General features: G+C 73.3%; 26 protein-coding genes. 10 read left to right on the top strand and 16 right to left on the bottom strand.

Annotation, left to right across the window (positions count from 1 at the left end):
* The first annotated feature begins 60 nt into the window (after window positions 1-60).
* Window positions 61-804: a hypothetical protein gene (locus ML5_RS16430; RefSeq protein WP_013475434.1), complete on the top strand. Its 744-nt coding sequence runs from the start codon at window positions 61-63 to the stop codon at window positions 802-804.
* A gap of 42 nt (window positions 805-846) precedes the next feature.
* On the opposite strand, the gene ML5_RS16425 is transcribed toward ML5_RS16430, so the two are convergent.
* Window positions 847-1,599, bottom strand: coding sequence for a 1-acyl-sn-glycerol-3-phosphate acyltransferase (locus ML5_RS16425; RefSeq protein ID WP_013288130.1), 753 nt, complete (start codon window positions 1,597-1,599; stop codon window positions 847-849).
* Window positions 1,600-1,698: 99 nt separating this feature from the next.
* On the opposite strand from ML5_RS16425, the gene ML5_RS16420 reads away from it, so the two are divergent.
* Together ML5_RS16420 and ML5_RS16415 are read left to right on the top strand one after the other, a co-directional pair.
* Window positions 1,699-2,358 (top strand): alpha/beta hydrolase, encoded by a 660-nt coding sequence (locus tag ML5_RS16420; RefSeq protein ID WP_013475433.1) that lies wholly within the window; start codon window positions 1,699-1,701, stop codon window positions 2,356-2,358.
* A 9-nt stretch (window positions 2,359-2,367) separates the two neighbouring features.
* Entirely contained in the window at window positions 2,368-2,757 is a 390-nt protein-coding gene (locus tag ML5_RS16415) for a VOC family protein (protein ID WP_013475432.1), read from the top strand.
* Window positions 2,758-2,763: 6 nt separating this feature from the next.
* Here ML5_RS16415 and ML5_RS16410 read toward each other — a convergent pair whose 3' ends face one another.
* The 7 genes from ML5_RS16410 to ML5_RS16380 form a co-directional block, all read right to left on the bottom strand.
* Window positions 2,764-4,824, bottom strand: a complete 2,061-nt coding sequence (locus tag ML5_RS16410; protein ID WP_013475431.1) for a glycogen debranching N-terminal domain-containing protein — start codon at window positions 4,822-4,824, stop codon at window positions 2,764-2,766.
* Window positions 4,824-5,195, bottom strand: a complete 372-nt coding sequence (locus tag ML5_RS16405) for an SCP2 sterol-binding domain-containing protein (protein WP_013475430.1) — start codon at window positions 5,193-5,195, stop codon at window positions 4,824-4,826. The genes ML5_RS16410 and ML5_RS16405 overlap by 1 nt, the downstream gene beginning before the upstream one ends.
* A 158-nt stretch (window positions 5,196-5,353) precedes the next feature.
* Window positions 5,354-5,770, bottom strand: a complete 417-nt coding sequence (locus ML5_RS16400; RefSeq protein WP_013475429.1) for a CBS domain-containing protein — start codon at window positions 5,768-5,770, stop codon at window positions 5,354-5,356.
* A gap of 64 nt (window positions 5,771-5,834) precedes the next feature.
* Window positions 5,835-6,503: a TMEM175 family protein gene (locus ML5_RS16395; RefSeq protein WP_013475428.1), complete on the bottom strand. Its 669-nt coding sequence runs from the start codon at window positions 6,501-6,503 to the stop codon at window positions 5,835-5,837.
* 101 nt (window positions 6,504-6,604) lie between these two features.
* On the bottom strand, window positions 6,605-7,627 hold the full coding sequence (locus tag ML5_RS16390) for an aspartate-semialdehyde dehydrogenase (protein ID WP_013475427.1): 1,023 nt from the start codon (window positions 7,625-7,627) through the stop codon (window positions 6,605-6,607).
* Window positions 7,628-7,724: 97 nt separating this feature from the next.
* Window positions 7,725-9,068, bottom strand: coding sequence for a pitrilysin family protein (locus ML5_RS16385; RefSeq protein WP_013475426.1), 1,344 nt, complete (start codon window positions 9,066-9,068; stop codon window positions 7,725-7,727).
* Window positions 9,068-10,357: a pitrilysin family protein gene (locus ML5_RS16380; protein ID WP_013475425.1), complete on the bottom strand. Its 1,290-nt coding sequence runs from the start codon at window positions 10,355-10,357 to the stop codon at window positions 9,068-9,070. The genes ML5_RS16385 and ML5_RS16380 overlap by 1 nt, the downstream gene beginning before the upstream one ends.
* An 85-nt stretch (window positions 10,358-10,442) precedes the next feature.
* Between ML5_RS16380 and ML5_RS16375 the strand changes: the two genes are divergently transcribed.
* Entirely contained in the window at window positions 10,443-11,156 is a 714-nt protein-coding gene (locus ML5_RS16375) for a hypothetical protein (RefSeq protein WP_013475424.1), read from the top strand.
* Here the strand turns inward: ML5_RS16375 and ML5_RS16370 are convergent.
* A complete protein-coding gene (locus tag ML5_RS16370; protein WP_013288141.1) occupies window positions 11,131-11,352 on the bottom strand; it encodes a hypothetical protein in 222 nt (73 codons plus the stop codon). The genes ML5_RS16375 and ML5_RS16370 overlap by 26 nt on opposite strands.
* A gap of 253 nt (window positions 11,353-11,605) precedes the next feature.
* Here ML5_RS16370 and ML5_RS16365 point away from each other — a divergent pair, with 253 nt between their 5' ends.
* The 3 genes from ML5_RS16365 to ML5_RS16355 are packed head-to-tail and all read left to right on the top strand — an operon-like array spanning window position 11,606 to window position 13,214.
* The gene (locus tag ML5_RS16365; protein ID WP_030271308.1) at window positions 11,606-12,703 is read left to right on the top strand and encodes a 3-deoxy-7-phosphoheptulonate synthase; all 1,098 of its coding nucleotides are present in this window, start codon (window positions 11,606-11,608) and stop codon (window positions 12,701-12,703) included.
* A 40-nt stretch (window positions 12,704-12,743) separates the two neighbouring features.
* Window positions 12,744-12,977, top strand: a complete 234-nt coding sequence (locus ML5_RS16360; RefSeq protein WP_018786980.1) for a hypothetical protein — start codon at window positions 12,744-12,746, stop codon at window positions 12,975-12,977.
* Between the two features lie 27 nt (window positions 12,978-13,004).
* On the top strand, window positions 13,005-13,214 hold the full coding sequence (locus tag ML5_RS16355; RefSeq protein ID WP_013288144.1) for a hypothetical protein: 210 nt from the start codon (window positions 13,005-13,007) through the stop codon (window positions 13,212-13,214).
* A gap of 58 nt (window positions 13,215-13,272) precedes the next feature.
* Here ML5_RS16355 and ML5_RS16350 read toward each other — a convergent pair whose 3' ends face one another.
* Genes ML5_RS16350 through ML5_RS16340 form a run of 3 tightly spaced genes read right to left on the bottom strand, consistent with a single transcriptional unit; the run spans window position 13,273 to window position 14,463 of the window.
* Window positions 13,273-13,812, bottom strand: coding sequence for a DUF1360 domain-containing protein (locus ML5_RS16350; protein WP_013288145.1), 540 nt, complete (start codon window positions 13,810-13,812; stop codon window positions 13,273-13,275).
* A 34-nt stretch (window positions 13,813-13,846) separates the two neighbouring features.
* Window positions 13,847-14,164 carry a hypothetical protein gene (locus ML5_RS16345; RefSeq protein ID WP_013288146.1) on the bottom strand — a complete coding sequence of 106 codons (318 nt, stop codon included), beginning with the start codon at window positions 14,162-14,164 and terminating at the stop codon, window positions 13,847-13,849.
* Window positions 14,164-14,463, bottom strand: coding sequence for a DUF6158 family protein (locus tag ML5_RS16340; protein WP_013288147.1), 300 nt, complete (start codon window positions 14,461-14,463; stop codon window positions 14,164-14,166). Before ML5_RS16340 ends, ML5_RS16345 begins: the two co-directional genes overlap by 1 nt.
* Before the next feature lie 123 nt (window positions 14,464-14,586).
* Between ML5_RS16340 and ML5_RS16335 the strand changes: the two genes are divergently transcribed.
* Together ML5_RS16335 and ML5_RS16330 are read left to right on the top strand one after the other, a co-directional pair.
* Window positions 14,587-15,045, top strand: coding sequence for a hypothetical protein (locus tag ML5_RS16335; RefSeq protein ID WP_041784196.1), 459 nt, complete (start codon window positions 14,587-14,589; stop codon window positions 15,043-15,045).
* 25 nt (window positions 15,046-15,070) lie between these two features.
* Entirely contained in the window at window positions 15,071-15,400 is a 330-nt protein-coding gene (locus ML5_RS16330) for a DUF3817 domain-containing protein (RefSeq protein ID WP_013288149.1), read from the top strand.
* Window positions 15,401-15,407: 7 nt separating this feature from the next.
* Here ML5_RS16330 and ML5_RS16325 read toward each other — a convergent pair whose 3' ends face one another.
* Window positions 15,408-15,926: a DUF6232 family protein gene (locus ML5_RS16325; RefSeq protein ID WP_013288150.1), complete on the bottom strand. Its 519-nt coding sequence runs from the start codon at window positions 15,924-15,926 to the stop codon at window positions 15,408-15,410.
* A gap of 415 nt (window positions 15,927-16,341) precedes the next feature.
* On the opposite strand from ML5_RS16325, the gene ML5_RS16320 reads away from it, so the two are divergent.
* Window positions 16,342-17,307: a C40 family peptidase gene (locus ML5_RS16320; protein ID WP_013288151.1), complete on the top strand. Its 966-nt coding sequence runs from the start codon at window positions 16,342-16,344 to the stop codon at window positions 17,305-17,307.
* Window positions 17,308-17,379: 72 nt separating this feature from the next.
* On the opposite strand, the gene ML5_RS16315 is transcribed toward ML5_RS16320, so the two are convergent.
* From ML5_RS16315 to ML5_RS16305, 3 genes are all read right to left on the bottom strand, one after another.
* Window positions 17,380-18,369 carry an RNA polymerase sigma factor RpoD/SigA gene (locus ML5_RS16315; protein WP_041784543.1) on the bottom strand — a complete coding sequence of 330 codons (990 nt, stop codon included), beginning with the start codon at window positions 18,367-18,369 and terminating at the stop codon, window positions 17,380-17,382.
* A gap of 482 nt (window positions 18,370-18,851) precedes the next feature.
* On the bottom strand, window positions 18,852-19,799 hold the full coding sequence (murQ, locus tag ML5_RS16310) for an N-acetylmuramic acid 6-phosphate etherase (protein WP_013288153.1): 948 nt from the start codon (window positions 19,797-19,799) through the stop codon (window positions 18,852-18,854).
* Window positions 19,796-20,710: a MurR/RpiR family transcriptional regulator gene (locus ML5_RS16305; RefSeq protein WP_013288154.1), complete on the bottom strand. Its 915-nt coding sequence runs from the start codon at window positions 20,708-20,710 to the stop codon at window positions 19,796-19,798. The genes murQ and ML5_RS16305 overlap by 4 nt, the downstream gene beginning before the upstream one ends.
* Between the last annotated feature and the right edge of the window lie 188 nt (window positions 20,711-20,898).

The raw sequence follows: 20,898 nt of genomic DNA, 5'->3' as shown, positions 1-20,898 counted from the left end.
GTCACCCCAGGAATCGGGCAGGCTCGCCGTTACCGCCAACCGTCATCGGGAGGTCGTACCGTGCCGGAGGACGCCACACCCTTCTTCGTCGGACCGCACCGGTTCGACGCCGACGACGACCCCACCCGTCCCGTGCTCGACCGGCGCTACGAGCTGGTGCCCGAGCCGGGCGAACGTCTGCTCGGTCAGCACTGCCTGCGCGTCGCCGGGCACCTGCTCGGCCCGAGCGAGGACGTCCGCTGCTGGTCGCTGCCCGCCCCGGCGACGATCACCGTGACCGACCGCCGCCTGGCGTACGTCTGCACCGGCTCCGAACTGTCGGTGGTGTCCGGGCGGGACAGCCGGGCAGGTGCCCGGCACCGGCGTCCGGCCCGGCTGTCCCGCCTGGTCAGCGGCCAGATCCGCTGGCAGTGGCCGTCCCGGCTGGAGCTGGCCGAGGTGGGCGACGGCATCGCCGAGCTGCGCATCGTCTGCGACGCGCTGCGCACCATCCGGCAGCCGGCGCTGGCGCTGACCGGGCCGGTCGGTCTGGTCGCCGCGCTGGCCCGGCAGGTACGCCGCTCGGTGGCCGGTTTCCGGCTCGCCAACGCCGAACTGGTGGACCTGTCCCCGCCGGAACGGGACGTCCTCGCCGTCCGGGCGGCCGCCTCCCCCGGCCCGACGCTGGGCACCGTGACGCTGCCGGGCTCGCTGCCGGTGGAGTTCCTGTCCCGCGACGACTACTACCGTCCGCCGGAGGACGAGGCGTCGCCGTGGGCGTGGTCCGGCTTCCCGGCCCACGGCCAGCCCGGCTCCGCCTGCTGACGGCCCCCCGTCACGAGCGGCCGGCCGGGCGCGCGGGCGCGGTCAGGAGGCGCTGCGGGTGCGGCGCTCGGACCGGTCCAGCTCGACCGCCTCCTCCGGGGTCGGCGCGCTGCCGCCCAGGTGGGCCGGCTGCCACCAGGTGTCGTCCGGGCCGGACGGCTTGTCCGGGTACTCCCGCTGGGCCCGGTCGACGAGCGCCGACAGGCGGGTACGCAGGTCGGCGGTCATGGCCGTGGCGTCCGGGTAGGCGGACGGGTCCATCGGCTCGCCGACGATGATGGTGATCGGCGTGTGCCGGCGGGTCAGCGTGCGCGGGCGGCCCTTGGTCCACAGCCGCTGGGTGCCCCAGAGCGCGACCGGCAGCAACGGCACGTCCGCCTCCTGCGACATCCGGGCCGCGCCGTTCTTCAGGTCCTTGACGGTGAAGGAGCGGCTGATCGTCGCCTCCGGGAAGACGCCGACCACCTCGCCCCGGCGCAGCGCGCCGACAGCGGCGGCGTACGACCCGGCGCCGGCGGCCCGGTTGACCGGGATGTGCTTCATGCCGCGCATCAGCGGACCGGAGACGCGGTGCCGGAAGACGCTGTCCTTGGCCATGAACCGGACCAGCCGCTTGGCCGGGTGCGCGCCGTAGCCGCAGAAGATGAAGTCGAGGTAGCTCACGTGGTTGGACGCGAGCACCGCGCCGCCGGTGTGCGGCACGTGCTCGCTGCCGGACACGTCCAGGCGCAGGTCGAGGAGCCGGAACATCGTCTTCGCGGCGGTGATCACAGGGGGGTACACGAGTTCCGACATGTCGAAACTTTACCCCGAGTAGGTTACGCGACCGTAGGGCCGATCTGCCCTCGGCAGACCCGGGTCGCGCACCGGCCCGGGCCCGGCGACGATGGCCTCATGACCGAACGCGCGGTGCTGCTCTGGATCCACGGCGGAGGCTGGCGGGCCCGCGCCGAGGAGGACGGGGCCGCGCTCGCGTCCCTCGGGCTGCGCGTGGTCGAGGCCACGTACCGGTTCTCCCACCAGGCGCGCTGGCCCGCTCAGCTCGACGACGTCCGCGCCGCGGCCCGGGCCGCCCGGGCCGCGGCGGGCGGCCTGCCGCTGCTGGTGGCCGGTGACTCGGCCGGCGGGATGCTGGCCCTCCAGCTCGGCCTGCGCGGGGTGGACCGGCCCGGCGACGTGGCGGGCGTGCTCGCGTACTGGGCCCCCGTCGACCCGCTCGACCCGGAGCAGCGGCGCCGGCGCGCCCCCGGCGACGACCCGTGGACGGACCTGCTGGGCCATCCGCCGGCCGCCGGTGACCCGGCCACCGTCGACGCGACGGTCGCCACCCACCTCGGCTCCGGCGTGCCGGTGCTGCTGGTCCAGGGCCGCGACGACGTGGCGGTGCCGGCCGCCCAGCCGGTCGAGCTGGCCGGCCGGCTGCTCGCCGCCGGGCACCCGGCGCACCTGTGGCTCACCCACGGCGGGCACGCGCTCGACCTGGCCCGGCCCGACCTGCGCGCGGCTGCCGCCGCGTTCCTGGACAGCGTCCTGCCCGCCGTCGCGGGCGACTAGGTTCGAGGCATGCCCGATCTCGCCGCGATCGTCATCCACTGCCGCGACCCCTACCTGCTGGCCCCGTTCTGGAGCGCGGTCACCGGGCTCCCGGTGGTCGAGGCGGACCGGGTGAAGCTCGCCGAGGGCACGCTCGCGCCGACCGAGGCGGTGCTGCTGCGCGATCCGCACGGGCGGCGTCCGGACCTGTGGATCAGCCCCGCCGACGTGCTGCCGGAGCCCGGCCGGATCCACCTCGACCTGGTCGGCGACGCCGAGGAGCGGGCCGCGGTGCTGGAGGCGGGCGCGACAGTCGTCCGCGAGCTGCCGCGCTGGACCGTGCTGGCCGACCCGGAGGGCAACGAGTTCTGCCTGCTCCCGCCGAACGAGGCGCACACGGCGTCGCCGCCCGGGCACTGAGCCGGCTCAGTCGGCCAGCTCCTCGATGTTGAGCCGGCCCCGGGCGAACGCGTCCACCCGGCCCCAGCGACCAGGGATGTCCAGCACCTCGATCCGCCCCATGCCCACCGGCAGCCGCGGGTCGACAGCCAGGTGCTGCTCGTGCGGCTCCAGACCGAGCATGGTGCGCAACAGCAGCAGCGGCGCCCCTGTGGACCAGGCCTGCGGGCTGCACGCGGTCGGATACTCCACCGGGAACTTGGTCAGCTCGCGCGGGTAGCCGCCGAACGCCTCCGGCAGCCGGCCGTCGAAGTAGGTGGCCGCGTCGAGGATGCCGTTGGCCACCGTGGCGGCCTCCTCGGCGAAGCCGTACCGGCGCAGACCCCAGGCGACGAACGAGTTGTCGAACGGCCAGATCGTGCCGTTGTGGTAGCCGATCGGGTTGTAGCGGACCTCGCCCTCGGCCAGCGTCCGCACCCCCCAGCCCGACCAGAGCCGGGGACCGACCAGATGCTCGGCGACCTTCGCCGCCCGCTCGTCGTCCACGATCCCGCTCCACAGCAGATGGCCCATGTTGGAGCTGAGCACGTCGCACTGACGCCCGTCCGGGTCCAGCGCGAGCGCGTAGAAGCCTCGGTCGGCGACCCACCAGTCGTTGTTGAAGCGCCGCTTCAGCTCCGCCGCCTCGCGTTCCAGCTGATCGGCGTACGCGGGGTCGTCCCAGAACAACCGGGCCATCCGGGCGGCCCGCATCTTCGCGTCGTACGCGTACCCCTGCACCTCGCAGGTGGCCCGCGGGAACGGCGGCAACGTGCCGTCGGCGTACGAGATGGAGTCCCACGAGTCCTTCCAGCACTGGTTCTCCAGGCCGGTGTCGGTGTTGCGCCGCTCGTACCAGATGTAGCCGTTGCCGAGCAGGTCGGCGTAGTCGTCGACCCACTTCAACGCCGCCCGGCACTCCCGTTCCAGCTCCTTGACCAGCGCGCCGTCGCCGCTCCACCGCTCGTACTCGTCGAGCAGCACCACGAACAGCGGCGTCGCGTCCACCGAGCCGTAGTACGGCGAGTGCGGCTGCTCCTCGAACGCGGCGGTCTCGCCGTACCGCATCTCGTGCAGGATCCGGCCCGGATCCTCGTCCCGGAAGTCGTCGAACCGGGTGCCCTGGAGCGCGCCGAGGATCCGCAGCGTGGTCTTCGACATCTCCGGCGCGAACGGCAGCACCTGGAGGCAGGTGAGAATGCTGTCCCGGCCGAACATGGTCATGAACCAGGGCAGGCCGGCCGCGGGCACCGTCTGCCCGCCGAGCGACAGCGGCGAGAAGCGCAGCGCCGCGAGGTCGACGAGGCTCCGCCGGTACGTCGCGGCGAGTTCCTCGTGCTCGCTGTTCAGCTTCGGTGCCCGGCTGATCCACTCCTCCAGGTCGTGCTGGAGCGCGAGCCGCTCGGTGCCGTGCGCGCGCAGCCCCATCCGCAGGTCCCGGCCGCCGGGGCCGATCGCGAACGTCTGCACGTCGATGACCGCTTCCCACTGCTCGTTGGGTTCCAGCCGGATGCTCCAGGCGAAACCGCGCTGGTCGTAGCGGGCCGGCTGGTTGGCGGAGACGAGCGTCTCGCGCCGGAAGTTGCCCCGCCGGTAGCCCAGGCGCAGCCGGTCCGACTCGGCCTCGGCGTAGTGTTCGCCCTTCTTGTTCAGGATCTCGTCCTTGACCTGGAACAGGTCGGCGAAGTCCGATCCGGCGTCCATCCGGATCTCCAGGTCGACCGGCTTCTCGTCGTGGTTGAGGATGGTCAGCGTCTCGCGGAAGCTGCCGCCGACCGCCCGCTCCCGGATGACCGACAGCTTCGCGTCGATGTAGTGCGTGGCCATGCCGGGCACCAGGAAGAACCGGGCCTCGTAGTACTGGAGGTCGTCGTAGGACAGCGCGTTGAGCCGCTCGCCGTTGATCGTGAGCACCCATTTCGACAGGTACCGCGTGTCGAGCGAGAACAATCCGGTCGGCTCGCTCGGTGTGGCCTCGATGTCGCCGGTGTCCTCGCACACCACGAACGTGTTGCCGTCCAGGATCCGGACGGAGTTGCTGCCGGGCATCAGGCACCCCTCCCGCTGAACGTGTGATGCGGTCCGCGGGAGTCCGGCGGGCCGGGGAAGACCCGCTCGACCTGAAGCACGAGCCGCAGGTCGCCGACGACTGTCATGTCGCCGCGCAGCAGCGCCGCGATGGCGTTCTCCTCGCCGCCGACCAGCTCGGCGAACAGGCGCGGCTCGGTGCCGACCACCGTGTCCGCCCCGCCGTCCTCCTGCCGGACCCGCAGGTTGCCCCGATCGATCTCCAGCAGCCAGTGCGTGGTGTGCGGGCCCTCGTGCAGGTCGAAGCGGAGCGTTCCGGATGTCTTGACCAGCAACGGCTCGAACCCCCGCCGGTCCAGGTCCTCGAAGAATCTCGTGGTCATGTCCACCATCCGGGCCACTCCTCCCGCGATCCGCGGTCCACCTGTCGAAGCTCCGTGTCCCCACCCGGTCCGGGGCCAACCTCGCCCGAACCGGGTGAGGGCGGCACCGTCGCGACGCGCGACGCCGGCCCCCGAACCGGGGGCCGGCGTCACCGCGGCGGACAGGTCTAGTTGTTGGGGTCGTCGGCGCTGATGTCCGCGAGCACCGACTGGGGTTCCCGCTCCACCGCCAGGTCACCCATGGAGATGAGGCCGACCAGCCGGCCGTCGTCGACCACCGGGAGGCGGCGGACCGCGTACGTGCGCATCAGGTCGGCGGCGGCCACGGCGTCGTCGTTCTGGCTGACGGTCACCACGTCCTTGCTGGTGATCTGGTTGAGCCGGGTGGCGGTGGGGTCCATGTTCTCGGCCACGCCCCGTACCGCGATGTCCCGGTCCGTCACGATGCCGACCACGTTGTCGCCGTCGGTCACCACCACGTCGCCGATGGCGCTGTCGCGCATCTCCTGCGCCGCGGCGATCAGCGTGTCGTTGCCGTCCATCGTCACCAACCGGGTCGTCATGAACTCTCCGACCGTTGTCATGGTGCTCCCCTCTCGGTGTCGGCACCGCCGTCTACCCGCCGCCACAGGCGGGGTAACGCGGGCGTCACCGCCGGTGGCGCAGGCGCCGGCGCAGGTCGTAGAAGCCGTTGCTGGACAACCCGTAGAAGAGCGGCAGCAGCAGGAGCACCACCAGCGCCGCCGGCACGCTCAGCAGCGCGCCCACCAGACCGGCGATGGCGTACGCGAGGACGCCGAGCAGCGCCCGGACGCGTTCGGCCTCGAAGAACCGGGCGGGGACGTGCGGCTCCAGCAGCTCCCGGTGCCGGCTCAGGTAGTGGTAGAGCCACAACCAGGTGATCGACAGGATCACGCCGACCAGCGCGTACGCGGACACCGCGACCCGCTCGTCGAAGACGTCGCCCTCCTCCACGGCCCGGGAGACGAGCGCGGTGACGAACGGAAGCAGCGCCACGCTGAACAGCACGCCGAGGTTCGCCCAGTGCAGTCCCCGGTCGGCGCAGCGCACCCGGTGGAACGTCCCCTTGTGGTTCAGCCAGTTGACCGCCACGTACAGGTAGGACGTGACGTAGGCGAGGTAGACCGGCCACTGGTCGAGCAGCGCGCGCAGCATCCCGCCCGGCGCCGTCTCGGGCACCCGCAGGTCCAGCACCAGCAGCGTGATGACGATGGCGAAGACCGCGTCGCTGAACCCGATCGCCCGGCCGGTGTCCGGGAGGATCCCGGCGTCACCGGTGTCTCCTTCGGCCGTCATCGGCACCCCCCGCCCTGCCGGCGCGGGGCGGCCGGCGACGCGGGTGCATACCCGCTGCGGGGGCGTCCGTGCCGGGTGGTCCGGCACGGACGCCCGCGGGGTCAGCGCTCGGCGGCGACCAGCTCGGCGAGCTGCACGGCGTTCAGCGCCGCGCCCTTGCGCAGGTTGTCGTTGGCGCAGAACAGCGCGAGCCCGTGCTCGACTGTCTCGTCGGCCCGGATCCGGCCGACGTACGTCGGGTCCTGGCCGGCCGCCTCCAGCGGCGTCGGCACGTCGCGCAGCGCCACGCCGGGCGCGCCGTCGAGCAGCTCGCGGGCCCGGGCCGGGTCGATCGGCCGGGCGAACCGGGCGTTGATCTGCAACGAGTGGCCGGTGAAGACCGGCACCCGCACGCACGTGCCGGAGACCTTCAGGCCGGGGATCTCCAGGATCTTGCGGCTCTCGTTGCGCAGCTTCTGCTCCTCGTCGGTCTCGTCGGAGCCGTCGTCGACGATCGAGCCGGCGAGCGGGAGCACGTTGAAGGCGATCGGGCGGGCGAACGAGCGCGGCGCCGGGAACTCCACCGCCGCGCCGTCGAAGGCGAGCCCGGCGGCGTCCTCGGCCACCTTGCGGACCTGCTCGTCCAGTTCCGCCACACCGGCCAGGCCGGCGCCGGACACCGCCTGGTAGGTGGCGACGACGAGGCTGACCAGCCCGGCCTCGTCGTGCAGCGGGCGCAGCACCGGCATGGCGGCCATCGTGGTGCAGTTCGGGTTGGCCACGATGCCCTTCGGGCGGTCCGCGATCGCGTGCGGGTTGACCTCGGCCACCACCAGCGGCACCTGCGGGTCCATCCGGAACGCCGAGGAGTTGTCGATCACCACGGCGCCGGCCTCGGCGACCCGGGGAGCCAGCTCCTTCGCGGTGCCCTTGCCCGCCGAGAAGAGCACGATGTCCAGACCGCGGTAGTCCGCGGTGGCAGCGTCCTCCACGGTGACCTCGCCGTCGCGCCAGGGCAGCGTGCGCCCGGCCGACCGGGCCGAGGCGAACAGGCGCACCTGCTCCGCCGGGAACTCGCGCTCCGCCAGCACCTGCCGCATGACGCCACCGACCTGGCCGGTGGCTCCCACAATGCCGATCCTCATGCCCGCGAGGCTACCCAGCCGGGCGGCACGGGTGGGAAACGTTTCCCACCGCGCGGATGCGGGGCGACGGGAATCACAGGCCCGCCGCCCCGTCCGGTCACGTGTGGTCGACCACCTCGCCGAGACCGCTGGCGACCAGCTCGTCCCGGATGACCGCCGCGTCCCCCTCGATCACCATCGTCAGCGACTCGGGGTGCAGGTAGGTCGCGGCCGCGGCGGAGACGTCCTCGACTGTCGCCGCGAGCAGTTGCTCCCGCAGCCGGGCGTGGTAGTCGTCGGGCAGGTCGTGCACCACCAGCGTGCTCAGGGCCGCGGCGATGGCCCGGGGGCTCTGCAACTCGACCGAGAGCTGCCCGGCCCGCCAGGAACGCGCCACCTCCAGCTCGTCCTCGCTGACGCCGGTGAGCTGGGTACGCGAGATCTCGCCCACCGACTCGACGAGCGCCGGCGCGGTCACCGCGGTCTGCACGCCGGAGCTGACCGCGAACCGGCCGAACCGCCGGGACGAGGCGAAGTCGCCCCGGATCCCGTACGTGTAGCCGCGCACCTCGCGGATCAGGTGGTTGAGCCGGGACGTGAACGCGCCGCCGAGCACGGTGCCGGCGAGCGTCATCGGCACGTGGTCGGGGTGGGCGCGGTGCGGGGACGGATGGCCGAGCCGCAGCGTGGACTGCACCGAGCCGGGCCGGTCGACCAGGATGATCCGCCGCTGCCCGGCCAGCGGCACGTCGATCGGGCCGCCGCGTTCCACCGGGCCGCCGCCGGCGCCGGCGAACGCCGTCGCGGCGAGCGCGTCCAGGTCGATCCGCTCCAGGTCACCGGCGACGACGAGCGTGCCGGGGCGGATGAACCACTCGGAGTGGAAGACGGTGACGTCGTCCACCTCCAGCGCGGCCACGCTGTCCGGGTCGCCGTAGAGCGGGCGGCCCCACCGGTGCTGCGCGCCGAACAGCTCGGCCCGCAGCACGGCGTCGGCACGCGGGCCGGGGTTGGCCCAGTCCATCCGCAGCGCGGTGGCCTCGTCGTCGCGTACGCGCAGCACGTCGGCCGGGTCGAGCCGGGGCGTACGGACCGCCTCGGCCAGCAGCTCCACGGCGGCGGTCAGCCGGTCCACCGGCACCTGCACGCTCACCTGGAACGAGTCCCAGTCGAGCCCGGTCGCCAGCTCGGTGCCGAGCGCCTCGATGGCCAGCGCGTACGCGGTGGCGTCCCGCTGCGCGGTGCCCTCCTCCAGCGCCTTGGCCAGCACCGCGCCGAGCCCCTCCTTGCCGACCGGCTCCCGGCCCGCGCCGCCGTCGAGCAGCAGCAGCGCGACGGCGAGGTTCTGCCCGGGCAGGTGCGCGGCGACCACCTGGCCGCCGGCCGCCGTACGCCGGACCACCTGCGGGAACCGGTAGGCGCGGGCGGCGCCGGGGCCGGGACGGGTGGCGATCAGCGACATCAGTTCTCCTCGGGCAGGTAGGTCAGGATCACCCGGTCGGCGGCGCCGAGCAGCTCGGCGGCCTGCTCGGCGATCTGCTCCGCGGTCACCGCGAGCCAGGCCGGCAACCGGTCGGCCGCGCGGGCCGGGTCGCCGAACTGGGTGGCGTACCGGCCGAGCGTGTCGGCCCGCCCGTCGACAGTGGACATCTGCCGCCACCACATGGTGCTCAGCAGCGCCTTGGCGCGGTCCAGCTCGGCGGCGGTCACCGGCACTGTGGCCAGCTCGTCGACCACCTCGGCCAGCCCGTCGCGCAGCCGCTCGGCGCTCACCCCGGGGCGGGCCGTGGCGGTGGCGATCAGCGGGGCGGGCGCGTGCGCCAGGTCCACCCCGTACGCGCCGACCAGGTCCGGCTGGGCGATCCGCTCACCGTCGGCGAGCCGCTGGTAGAGGCGGCTGCCCCGCCCGCTGCCGAGCACGGTGCCCAGCACCGTCGTCACGTCGTACCCCTGGGTGCCGAACGGGTGGGTGCGGTGCGCGACGTAGACGCGGGGGGCGGGCACGTCGGCGGTGACCGTCTCCACCGCCGGGCGGCCGGTGGCCGGCACCGTGCGGCCGTCCGGCGCGGCCGGGATCTCGGCGCGCGCGGCGAGGCCGCCGAAGTACTTGTCGGCGAGCGCGAACACCTCCGCCGCCTCTGTGTCGCCGACCACCGTGAGGACCGCGTTGTTCGGCGCGTAGTACGTGCTGTGGAACTCCTGGAAGGTGGCCAGGTCGGCGGCGTTCAGGTCGGCCATCGACCCGATCGTCGCGTGGTGGTACGGGTGGCCCGGCGGGTAGAGCAGCGGCAGCAGCCGCAGCCACGCGTCGCCGTACGGCACGTTCTCGTAGCGCTGACGGCGCTCGTTCTTCACCACGTCACGCTGGTTGTCCAGCGTCTCCTGGGTCAGCGCCGGCACCAGCCCGCCCATCCGGTCGGCCTCCAGCCAGAGCGCCAGTTCCAGGTGCTCGGCCGGGACCGTCTCGAAGTAGTTGGTCCGGTCCGGGTTGGTGGTCGCGTTGAGCGAGCCGCCCGCGCCCTGGATCAGCTTCATGTGCTCGGTCTTCGCCACGTTCACCGAGCCCTCGAACATGAGGTGCTCGAAGAGGTGGGCGAAGCCGGTCTGTCCCGCCGGTTCGTGGCGTGAGCCCACGTCGTACCAGAGGTTGACCGCCACGGCCGGGGCGGTGCGGTCCTCGCTCACCACCACACGCAGGCCGTTGTCCAGTCGGGTCGTCTCGATCGGCCAGGGGAAACCGCTGTCGGGCATGAGACGACGCTATCCGATCTCGGAGGCGGAAAGGTGACACGCGCGCCGGAGCATCGTCGGTGCGCGCCGGGGTACCCGTGCGGGCATGGCCGCCACCACACCCTCCGTCGTCGAGCGCGCCGCCGCCGCGCTGGCCCGGCTCCGGCACGCCCGGCTGCTGCACCCGGCCGGGCGCACGTTCGCCGGCGAGACCCGGATCTGGGGTACGCCGGGACCGCCGACCGGGGTGCCGCTGCTCGACCTGCCGGGCCGGTGGCCGGCCACGATCCGCCTGTCCAAGGGCGTGCCGACGCCGGGTGGCTGGCCGGACGTGCTGGGCGTGGCGGTACGGCTGCACCGCGATCCGGAGCCGCCGGTGGACCTGCTGTGGAGTTCCAGCGCCGCCGCGCCGGTGCTGCGGAACCTGCCGCTGCCCCGGCGGCGCTTCACCGGGACGTACACGTCGATCATGCCGTTCCGGGCCGGCGGGCGGCGGCTGTTCCTGGCCGTGCTGGCCGACCCGGAGTCACCCGACCTGGGTCGCGGCCTGGCCGAGGCCGGCGCGGCGGTGGCCGGCGACGAGCCCCGGCTGGTGCTGGCGGTCGCCTCGGCGGTGGGCCGGTGGCGGCCGTTCGGCGAGGTACGCCTCGACGACGAGCGCGGCGCCGCCGAGGACGCCGCGCTCGCGTTCGATCCGATCGGCAACGTGCCGCCGGGGTTGCGTCTGGCCGGCCCGCTGGCCCGGCTGCGGGACGACAGTTACCGGGGTTCCCGCCGGGCCCGGGGTGCCGGGCTCAGTCGGGCGGCTCGACGGGGGTGACGGTCTGCTCGGAGGTTCGGTGCTCCAGCACCGTGTCGGGGGCGGCGTTCTGGTCCGCCTCGCGGATGTCGGACTCGGTGAGGATCGCGTCGGCCTGCGCCTCCGCGTCGTCGCTGCCGGCCGCCGCCTCCTCCGGCAGCAGATGCGCTCGGGACTCGATCCGTTCCTGGTCGCTCGGGTCGTGGCTCGTGGTCATGCCGATCACATACCCCGCGTTCCGCACTTCGGAACGACAGCGGGCTTTCCGCCGCGCGTCGGGTACGCTGGCCGACGTGACGCGGTCGTATCGATGGTTTAGGCAGCCGGCTGGAGGAGCCGGTGACTCGACCATGAGCTGACGTCACCACCTCTTCGAGCCGGCGGGCAGGGATCGATTTCCCTGCCCTTTCGTATGCGAGCAGCCGGCTCGATCCCCCGGACCCGGCACGGGGGCACGGTCGGCGGAAGGAATCCCCACCGTGACCACGTCCCAGGACGCCCATCGGGTCATCGACCAGCGCATCGACCGTGTGGTGCCGCTGACCACCCCGGCCCTGCTGCACCACCACCTGCCGCTCGAGACCCCGCTGGCCGAGGCCGTCGTGGCGGGCCGCCGTGCCGTCGGCCGGGTGCTGGACCGCGACGACGACCGGCTGCTCGTCGTCGTCGGCCCCTGCTCCGTGCACGACCCGGCCGCCGCCCTGGAGTACGCGGGCCGGCTGCGCGAGGCCGCCGCCCGGGTCGCCGACGACCTGCTCGTGGTGATGCGTGTCTACTTCGAGAAGCCGCGCTCGACGGTGGGCTGGAAGGGCCTGATCAACGACCCGGCGCTGGACGGCTCCGGCGACGTGAACACGGGTCTGCGTACCGCGCGGGCGCTCCTGCTCGACGTGCTGCGCCTGGGCCTGCCGGTGGGCTGCGAGTTCCTCGACCCGATCACCCCGCAGTACATCGCGGACACGGTGGCCTGGGGCGCGATCGGCGCGCGGACGGTGGAGAGCCAGGTGCACCGGCAGCTCGCCTCCGGGCTGTCCATGCCGATCGGCATGAAGAACCGCCCGGACGGCAGCATCGCCACCGCCGTGGACGCGATCCGGGCCGCCGGGGTGCCGCACGTCTTCCCCGGCATCGACGTCTCCGGCACCCCGGCGATCATGCACACCCGGGGCAACGCGGACGGGCACCTCGTGCTGCGCGGCGGGGGCGGCCGGCCGAACTACGACGCGGAGTCGGTGGCCGGGGCGCTGGAACTGCTGCGGGCCGCGGGCCTGCCGGAGCGGGTGGTGGTCGACGCCAGCCACGCCAACAGCGGCAAGGACCACCGCAACCAGCCGCTCGTCGCCGCCGACGTGGCCGCGCAGCTCGCCGCCGGCCAGCGCGGGATCGCCGGCATCATGCTGGAGAGCTTCCTGGTGCCGGGCCGGCAGGACCTGGACCCGACCCGGGAGCTGGCGTACGGCCAGTCGGTCACCGACGCCTGCATCGGCTGGGACGCCACCGCCGAGGTCCTCGACCACCTCGCCCAGGCCGTGCGGGCCCGCCGGGCCACGCTCCCGGCACCGGCCTGAGCGGGGTTGGGGCGAGTTTGACCGGTTCGGTGCCGGGTAGGTGGTCGGCGTGACCGATGACGCGCCCGTGACCGAGCAGCCCGACACCAGGCCGCTCGACGACCTGCTCGACGACATCTACCACGGCCAGGAGCGGATCACCCAGGCGGACATCTACCGCCGGGCGGTGGCCGCCGAACTCCCCGCGGAGCTGCTCACCCGGATCGCCGCACTCCCCCAGGGCGAGTACGCGGCGGACGAGGCGGCGGATCTGCTGGGCGGCACGGTCGCCTGAGCCCCCGGAAGACCGAGAGGACGCGAGATGACCGATCGCAACCCCGACCACGAGCACCTGGCGGCGCTCGGCCAGCCCCCGGAGGGCGTCGACACGCTGCCGGAGCCGGACTTCGCCAACGAGCACGAGCGCACCGCTGTGGACCGGGACGTCGTCACCGGGGAGGACGAGGACGAGCGGGAGCCGGAGGCGTCGCGCGGCTGGGCCGGCGAGGACCACGGCACCACCCCCACCTGACCGTGGGAGACACGGAAAAGGGGGCCGGCGCGCGCCGGCCCCCTTTCGTGTCCTCGGGTCACGCCTCGTGGCGACCGCCCTCGGCCGCCTGCTGGGCGACCGCGTACCCCATCTGGAGGAAGTCGGAGGCGGCCACCGCGGTCAGCGCGGTGGCGACCAGCCGGGTCAGCCGGGGCGCCAGCACCAAGCCGCCGGTGAGCCCGGTGGCCACCCAGACCGCCAGGCAGAACGGGCAGCTCACCAGCTCGCCGAGCGCGTGCCGGGTCGGGCTGCCCTCGTCGCGGACCTGCTCCATCACCTCGCCGCTGCCGATCGGGTGGTCGTAGCGGGTGAACGGCGCCCGCAGCGGGCTGGTGATCGCGTCCTTGGACAGCAGCCGGCTGAGCTTGTGCGTGGCGATCGAGAGCAGCACCACGTCCGCGGGCGTGGGCCGCTCGGGCACCGGCCGGCCGGTCGCGCGGACCAGGCCGACGAGCGCGGCTGTGACACCGGCGTACGTGCCCATCGCCTTCAGGTAGCCCTCCAGCGGCCGGTGCTCGTGCGGTGCGTACGCCTGGCGCAGGCGCGCCACCTTCTGCTTCAGGCCACTCCCGGTCAACCCGGCCTCCTCGTGCTCGTCGTGCGGGCCGGGCTCAACCGGCGGTCAGGTTGTCGGCCACCTCGCGGTCGAGGTTGGCCAGGATCTCGTCGGCCAGGTCGTGGTCCGGCCCGGCCAGGTCCAGCCGCACCCGGGCGCCGCCCGCGCCGGCCGGCTCCACGTCGATCTCGGCGGACCAGTCCGCGGCACTCCACCGGGCCCGCATGTCGTCGGCGTCGACGACCTCGACCCGGCATGTGCCGGAGCTGCGCAGCCGCTCGGGCAGCCAGGCCGAGGAGCGGTCGGGATCGGTGGCCGTGTTGAACACCACCTCCGGCGGCGCGGACATGCCGCGCTCGGCGTGGCTGGCCATCAGGCGTCCCGCAGCCGGCTCGGGTCGACCTCCCGGCCGGGGTGCCGGGCCAGGTACTCCGTCTCCAGTTCGGCGGTGCGCCGCAGGTGGTTGGCGAGCGCCGAGTCGGTGGCGTGCCGCAGCGTGTCCAGCCGGGTGCGGTGCAGGCTCTGCATCTCCCGGACCAGGTCGTCGTCACCCAGCTCCACCGGGTCCACCCCGAGCTGCTCGCCGTCCGCGTCGACGGTACGGGCGTGGTCGCCGTCCCACTCCGCGACCCGCTGTTCCGGGCTCGCGTCCCGGCGTACCGATTCGGTCATCGTCGCCCCCTCGTCTCGTTCGGGTTGGCACCTGTTCGGATGCCCAGCGGGCGTGTCACCAAACCCCGCCCGGACTACGACGCCGTGTCGGAGACGACCGGCGGCCCCGGTACTCTCGTTGGCATGAATCGGCTCTGGACACCGGCGTGGATCGTCCGCCACGTGGCCATGGTCGTGCTCGTGGCGGGTTGCCTCGGCATGGGCTGGTGGCAGGTCACCCGCGCCGCCGGGGGGAACGCGATCAGCTTCGGTTACGCGATCGAGTGGCCGGTCTTCGCCGGTTTCGTGATCTTCGTCTGGTGGCGTGAGGTCCGCCAGACGCTGCGCGCCGCCGACCCGGCGTCGTCGGCGGACCCGGCGGCGTCGGCCGGTCCCGCGCCGTCGGACCGACCCGCGCCGTCGGACGCTCTCGCGCCGTCGGTGACCGCCGGCACCCCGGCGGTACGCCGGCCGGTGCGCGTCGTGCGGGCGCCGTCCGCCCCGGCCGACGGGGCGGACGACGCCGAGCTGGCCGCGTACAACAGCTACCTATCCTGGTTGAACGCCAATCCGGGCGCCCGGCCCGGCGACTATCCCGGCTGAGGCCGGTGCGGAAGGACGGACGACGGTGGGCGGAGCCTTTACCCGGTACCGCGTGATCGCCTGGATCGTGGGCGTGGCGCTCGTGGTGCTGGTCCTGATCGGCATGCCGCTGAAGTACGGCTTCGACAACCCGAGCGTGGTGGCCGTGGTCGGCGTGGCGCACGGCTGGCTGTACATGCTCTATCTGGCGCTCACGTTCGACCTGTCGCGCCGGGCGAACTGGCCGCTGAAGCGGATGCTGCTGGTGATGCTCGCCGGCACCGTGCCGTTCGTCTCGTTCTACGCCGAGCGGCGGGTGAGCCACTGGGTGGCCGCCGAGGCCCGGCCGCGGACGCCGGAGCCGGTCGCGGGCTGACCGCGTCTCACCGGGCCGGCCGCCACGGCTCGGCCGCCGGCGGGTCGGCCCAGCCGCCCAGCCGCGCCGCCTCCCGGGCCCGCCCCAGCGCGCGGGCGACCTGGCCGAACTGCCGCTCGTCGTCGCTGCTGAACAGCAGCACCTCGGTGCCGCGCACCCGTCCCCACAGCTCGTGCGAAGGGGGCCGCACGCGGTCGCCGATCAGCACGAGCAGCAGCGGCACCAGCCCGACCGCGCCGAGCATGAGGTACGCCCCGGCGGTGAGCCGGTGCAGGCCGCCGGTGAAGCCGAGCAGCAGGCCGACCGCGGCGATCATCGCGGCGGACACGGCGACCGCCCGGATCGCGAGCCGGTCGTGCGGCCCGCGGTCGGTCCGGAGCTGGGTGATCTCAGCCACCGGCCAGCTGTTGCGGCCGACGGTGAAACGCTCGGCGGTGACGACGATGCCGGGCCGGGCGTAGAGCAGCCTGGGCGCGGCCGGTCGCGGCGAGCGGGGCGGCTGGGCGGCGGAGCGGTCGGTCTGCACGGCGGCCTCCCGGGAGCAGGGATCCCGTGGTGGGATTTCCCGTCCGGGCTTCATTGTGTTGGCCTCGCGCCACCTGACCTCGGGGTTTCGGCGGTCGCGGGGGGCATCGGCCCGGCCCTGCCCGCCGGAAACAGAGAACGATTTCCGTCTTTGTCATGACTTTGCCTGGCGCTGCCTGGCGACATCCGCCCAGAACGACGAATCGGGCGAGTCGCCTCATCCACCCACCGGTTCCCCCTCATCACTTTCCGCCACTTTGCCAACTTTCGCCCCTGCTTGAACTCCCGACTACTGCGATCACGGGTTAGGTTGTCCAGGTCGGCCCGGTCGACAGCCGTCCACCCGGACGGCCCCGGGCCGGTGTCGCCGGGTCGCGAACGCGCCCGGCGACCGGTGGGAGAGGAGCTTTCCGCTCTTGTCGTCCTTACGGATGCTGCTCCGCTCGCTGGCGGTGGCCGGCCTCTCGGCCGCGTTGCTCGCCCCGGCGCAGGTGGCCCGGGCCGAGCCGACCCCCGCCGAGCTGACGAAGCAGATCGAGAAGTCCTCGACTGAGCTGGAGCGAATCGTCGAGTCCTACAACAAGCTCAACGAGGACATCAAGACCAACAAGGCCACCGCGGCCAAGTTGGAGGCCCGGATCGGGCCGCTGCAGGAACAGGCCGAACGCAGCCGCGCCGACGTGGGCGTGCTGGCCGCGACGGCGTACAAGACCGGTGGCATGCGCACCGCGGCGGCCCTGCTGGACCCGGGCGGCCAGGCCACCCTGCCGGAGCGGCTGGGCACGCTCGACCAGCTCACCCGCCAGCGGCAGCGCACCATCAACAGCTTCACCGCCGACCAGAAGCGGCTGATCGACCAGAAGACCGCGCTGGACGTCACGCTCGCCCGGGAGGCGGCGCAGGCCAAGCAGCTCAAGTCCGCGAAGACGCGGATCGAGGCGGACCTGTCCGACCTCTACGAGATGCGGCGCAAGGCGTACGGGCGGGCCACCGAGGCACCCGGCAACCCCAGCTCGGCGGGCAAGCCGCCGGCCGTCTCCGGCGACGCCGGCACGGCGGTGCGGTACGCCTACGGCGCGGTCGGCAAGCCCTACGGCTACGCCCAGGACGGCCCCGGCAGCTACGACTGCTCCGGCCTGACGCTCGCCGCCTGGCGGGCGGCCGGGAAGTCGCTGCCGCACAGCGCGGCGCAGCAGTGGGGGGCCACCACGCGGATCAGCCGCAGCCAGCTGCAACCGGGTGACCTGGTGTTCTACTCCGGGCTCGGGCACGTGGCGCTCTACGTCGGCAACGGCCAGATCATCGACGCGCCCAGCGCCGGACGCAACGTCAGCAAGCGCGGCATGAACATCATGACGATCGCCGGCTACGGCCGGGTCTGAGCACCGCGAAGACGGCGAACGGCCGGCGTCCCCCTGTCGGACGCCGGCCGTTCGCCGTTCATTGTTACCAGGTCAGGCCGCCTGGAGCCCCTCCGCGCGAGCCAGCTCACGCAGCCGGCCGAGAGCCTGGATCTCCAGCTGGCGGATGCGCTCGCGGGACAGCGAGAACCGCGACGCGACCTCGGTCAGCGAGTGCTCCCGCCCGTCCTCAAGGCCGTACCGCGCCCGCATGATGCCGGCGGAACGGTCGTCGAGGTGGTTGAGCAGGCCCTCGATCCGCTGCCGCTCCAGGCCGGTCAGCACGATCTCCTCGGGCGACGGCGCGTCGCTGTCGGCGACCAGGTCACCGAGGTTGGTGTCACCGTCGTCACCCACCGGGGTGTCCAGCGAGACGGTGTCCTGCGACCAGCGGACCAGCTCGTTGACCCGCTCGACGGTCACGCCGAGCGCGGTCGCGATCTGCTCCGGCTCCGGGTCGCTGCCCAGCTCACGGGTGAGCTGCCGGGCCACGTTGCGCATCCGGTTGACGTCCTCGACCAGGTGCACGGGCAGCCGTACGGTCCGCTCCTGCTGGGCGATCGCCCGGCTGATGGCCTGACGGATCCACCAGGTCGCGTAGGTGGAGAACTTGAAGCCCCGCTCGTAGTCGAACTTCTCGACCGCCCGGACCAGGCCGGTGTTGCCCTCCTGGATCAGGTCCAGCATGGGCATCCCGGAGCGCACGTAGCGCCGGGCGATCGACACGACCAGTCGCAGGTTCGCGCGGATGAACAGGTCCTTCGCGCGCTCACCCTCGGCGACCAGCCGCTCCAGGTCCTCCCGGTCGACGCCGTCGGGGATCCGATCCTCGTCGAGCAGGTGCTCGGCGTAGAGGCCCGCCTCGATCGCCTTGGAGAGGTCGACCTCCCGGGCGGCGTCGAGCAGCGGCGTCCGGGAGATCTCGTGCAGGTAGACGCCGACCAGGTCCCGCTCCTCGGCGACCTCGTCGGTACGCATGCCGATGTTCTTGTCCACGATTGCCACGGTCCCCTCGCTCGCGCCGGTTGCCCGGTTCCTTGCCATCCCCACGTTCATCAGCCCTCCCCGTAACCTCCGCTGTGCCCGTAGGTGCTGACACCTACACAACAGATGTGACGCGTCGGGGATTCCATGTCGTGAGTCGAAACTGTCACGAATGCCTGAGTAGTAGCTGAGAGCCCGGTCCATGTTTCCTGTTACCGGCCCGGTTCGGGCGGCTCGCGGGCGCCGTTTTCGGCGCACACCGGAGCTGCGAAATCGCCGTTCGCCCATGGAATGGCACCATTGCCTGTTCCATGAACACAGCGAGCCGCGTCACCGAGTCGTTGCGATCCTGGTCACTGCGAGATACGCGCCTGCGGACCGGTCGGTTCAGCCGTGCTCAAGGATTACCCTCCGCCTCGTTGAACAATCCGTGCGGGAGGAGTCGTCCCCTCCCTGCACGTGATACGCGTCGCACCCGCCTGGCGGATGCGCCGGGCGGGTGGATCGGCGGTACGGGGCCGGCCCGCGGGCGGGCCGGACGGTCAGGAGGCGAGCAGTTCGAGCGCGCCGCGTACCTGGTGGGCGGAGCGGGCCAGCGCGGCCCGGGCGGCCGGCACCTCGGCGCCGGAGACGAGCGCGACGAGCGCGGTCTTGAGGTCGCCGTCGGCCTCCCGCAGGGCGACCCGGCACACCTCCTCGGCGCAGCCGGTGGCCTCCATGAGAATCGAGATCATGCGGCCGCGCAGTTTGGCGTTGGTCGCCACCATGTCGATCATGAGGTTCGAGTAGACCCGGCCCAGACGCACCATCACGGCCGTGGAGAACGTGTTGAGCACCAGCTTCTGCGCCGTGCCGGCCTTCATCCGGGTCGACCCGGTGACCACCTCCGGCCCGGTGTCCACCCCGATGAAGACGTCCACCGACGCGGCGGCCTCGGCCTCCGGATTCGCGCAGAGCAGCACCGTACCGGCCCCCTGCGCCCGGGACGCGGCGAGCGCCCCGAGGACGTACGGGGTGCGCCCGCTGGCCGCCAGGCCCACCACGAGGTCGCCGTGGCGTACGCACTCGGCGGCGTCGGCGGCGCCACCGCGCTCGTCGTCCTCGGCGTCCTCGACGGCCCGCCACATCGCGTCCGGGCCGCCGGCGAGGTGCGAGCAGAACCAGTGCCGCGGCGAGTTGAACGTCGGCGCCAGTTCGGCCGCGTCCAGCACGCCGAGGCGACCGGAGGTGCCGGCCCCGAAGTAGTGCACACGGTGCCCGTCGCGCAGCGCGGCCACGGCCAGGTCGACCGTCTCGGCGATCTCGTCCAGCACCGCGGCGACCGCGGCCGGCACCCGCCGGTCCGCCTCGTTGATCACGGTGAGCACGTCCCGGGTGGACATCAGGTCGAGGTCGACGCTGTGCGGGTTGCGCCGCTCGGTCGGCGCGCCGACGCGCACCACCGGTCGCACCGCCGCCACGCCGTCCCGCTCCACCCGACCCGCCGTCATCCCCGCCTCCGCCCGGGGCCGACCCGGTGCGACTGGACCGCCTCGGCGGTGGCCTCCAGGGCCTTCTTCGTCCGGGCCCGGCTGCGGGCGGCCACACCGACGAAGAGGCAGTCGACCACCGTGAGCTGGGCCAGTCGGCTGGCGGTCGCGCCGGAGCGGTATGTCGTCTCCCGGGCGGCAGTGGTGAGCACGTGGTCCGCGACCTCGGTGATCGGCGAGCGCGGGAAGTTGGTCAGCGCCACTGTCGTGGCACCGCGCGCCCGGGCCTGCTCCAGCACCTCGATGACGTCGGACGTGGTGCCGGTGTGCGAGATGCCGACCGCCACGTCGCCGCGGCCCAGCAGGGCGGCGGAGGTGAGCGCGGTGTGCACGTCCGGGAAGTAGAACGCGATGCGGCCGATGCGGTGCAGCTTCTGCTGGAAGTCGGAGGCGACGAAGCCGCTGGCGCCCGCGCCGTAGACGTCGATCCGGCCGGCCGCGCCGATCGCCTCGACCACTCGCTCGCAGACCGCCGGGTCGAGCTGCTCGGCGGTCTCCTCCACGGCCCGGGCGTCGTTGAACGCGATCGTGGCGATGATCTGGGCGAGGTCGGCACCCGGCGGGATGTCGCCGCCGACCACCCGCGCGTCCGGCGGCTCGATCCGGCGGGCGGCCTCGGCGGCGAGCCGGATCCGCAGCTGGGGGTAGCCGTCCATGCCGACCGAGCGGCAGAAGCGGATCACTGTCGCCTCGGACGTCTCGGCGGCGGTGGCGAGGTCGGTGATCGTACGCCGGGCCGCGTCCGCCGGATCGGCGACGACCAGCCGGGCCACCCGCTGTTCGGCCGGGGACAGCGAGGGCAGCAGGCCGCTGATGTGGACGATCAGTCCACCGGGCTCGTGACTCGCAGAAATCTTCGAGCTCTTCGCCACGGATGAAACTTACTTTCACACGGCGTGAGCGTCAACCATGACACCGCGTATCGGGAAATTTACCGTCTTCCGTGCCCGCCCCCGGGCCAAGGATCCCATTGTCGCAGCCCCGCCGCCTCATCCGCTCCGGTCGAGTCACTCCTGCCGCCCGACGTGCCGGTCCGCCGTCGCGCGGCGGGGCCTGCCTG

This window comes from Micromonospora sp. L5, from assembly GCF_000177655.2.
GTDB classification, from domain to species: domain Bacteria; phylum Actinomycetota; class Actinomycetes; order Mycobacteriales; family Micromonosporaceae; genus Micromonospora; species Micromonospora aurantiaca.
Note: the sequence above shows the minus strand (reverse complement) of the source record. Positions and strands in the feature narration are given on the sequence as shown.

Excerpts from the sequence above, each read along its gene's own strand:
- ML5_RS16405 (WP_013475430.1), bottom strand. The coding sequence starts at position 5,195 with ATGGTGGACATGACCACGAGATTCTTCGAGGACCTGGACCGGCGGGGG.
- ML5_RS16410 (WP_013475431.1), bottom strand. The coding sequence starts at position 4,824 with ATGCCCGGCAGCAACTCCGTCCGGATCCTGGACGGCAACACGTTCGTG.
- ML5_RS16390 (WP_013475427.1), bottom strand. The coding sequence starts at position 7,627 with ATGAGGATCGGCATTGTGGGAGCCACCGGCCAGGTCGGTGGCGTCATG.
- ML5_RS16415 (WP_013475432.1), top strand. The coding sequence starts at position 2,368 with ATGCCCGATCTCGCCGCGATCGTCATCCACTGCCGCGACCCCTACCTG.
- ML5_RS16425 (WP_013288130.1), bottom strand. The coding sequence starts at position 1,599 with ATGTCGGAACTCGTGTACCCCCCTGTGATCACCGCCGCGAAGACGATG.
- ML5_RS16400 (WP_013475429.1), bottom strand. The coding sequence starts at position 5,770 with ATGACAACGGTCGGAGAGTTCATGACGACCCGGTTGGTGACGATGGAC.
- ML5_RS16395 (WP_013475428.1), bottom strand. The coding sequence starts at position 6,503 with ATGACGGCCGAAGGAGACACCGGTGACGCCGGGATCCTCCCGGACACC.
- murQ (WP_013288153.1), bottom strand. The coding sequence starts at position 19,799 with ATGACGGCGGGTCGGGTGGAGCGGGACGGCGTGGCGGCGGTGCGACCG.
- ML5_RS16420 (WP_013475433.1), top strand. The coding sequence starts at position 1,699 with ATGACCGAACGCGCGGTGCTGCTCTGGATCCACGGCGGAGGCTGGCGG.
- ML5_RS16385 (WP_013475426.1), bottom strand. The coding sequence starts at position 9,068 with ATGTCGCTGATCGCCACCCGTCCCGGCCCCGGCGCCGCCCGCGCCTAC.
- ML5_RS16315 (WP_041784543.1), bottom strand. The coding sequence starts at position 18,369 with ATGGCAAGGAACCGGGCAACCGGCGCGAGCGAGGGGACCGTGGCAATC.
- ML5_RS16345 (WP_013288146.1), bottom strand. The coding sequence starts at position 14,164 with ATGGCCAGCCACGCCGAGCGCGGCATGTCCGCGCCGCCGGAGGTGGTG.
- ML5_RS16340 (WP_013288147.1), bottom strand. The coding sequence starts at position 14,463 with ATGACCGAATCGGTACGCCGGGACGCGAGCCCGGAACAGCGGGTCGCG.
- ML5_RS16355 (WP_013288144.1), top strand. The coding sequence starts at position 13,005 with ATGACCGATCGCAACCCCGACCACGAGCACCTGGCGGCGCTCGGCCAG.
- ML5_RS16380 (WP_013475425.1), bottom strand. The coding sequence starts at position 10,357 with ATGCCCGACAGCGGTTTCCCCTGGCCGATCGAGACGACCCGACTGGAC.
- ML5_RS16335 (WP_041784196.1), top strand. The coding sequence starts at position 14,587 with ATGAATCGGCTCTGGACACCGGCGTGGATCGTCCGCCACGTGGCCATG.
- ML5_RS16375 (WP_013475424.1), top strand. The coding sequence starts at position 10,443 with ATGGCCGCCACCACACCCTCCGTCGTCGAGCGCGCCGCCGCCGCGCTG.
- ML5_RS16370 (WP_013288141.1), bottom strand. The coding sequence starts at position 11,352 with ATGACCACGAGCCACGACCCGAGCGACCAGGAACGGATCGAGTCCCGA.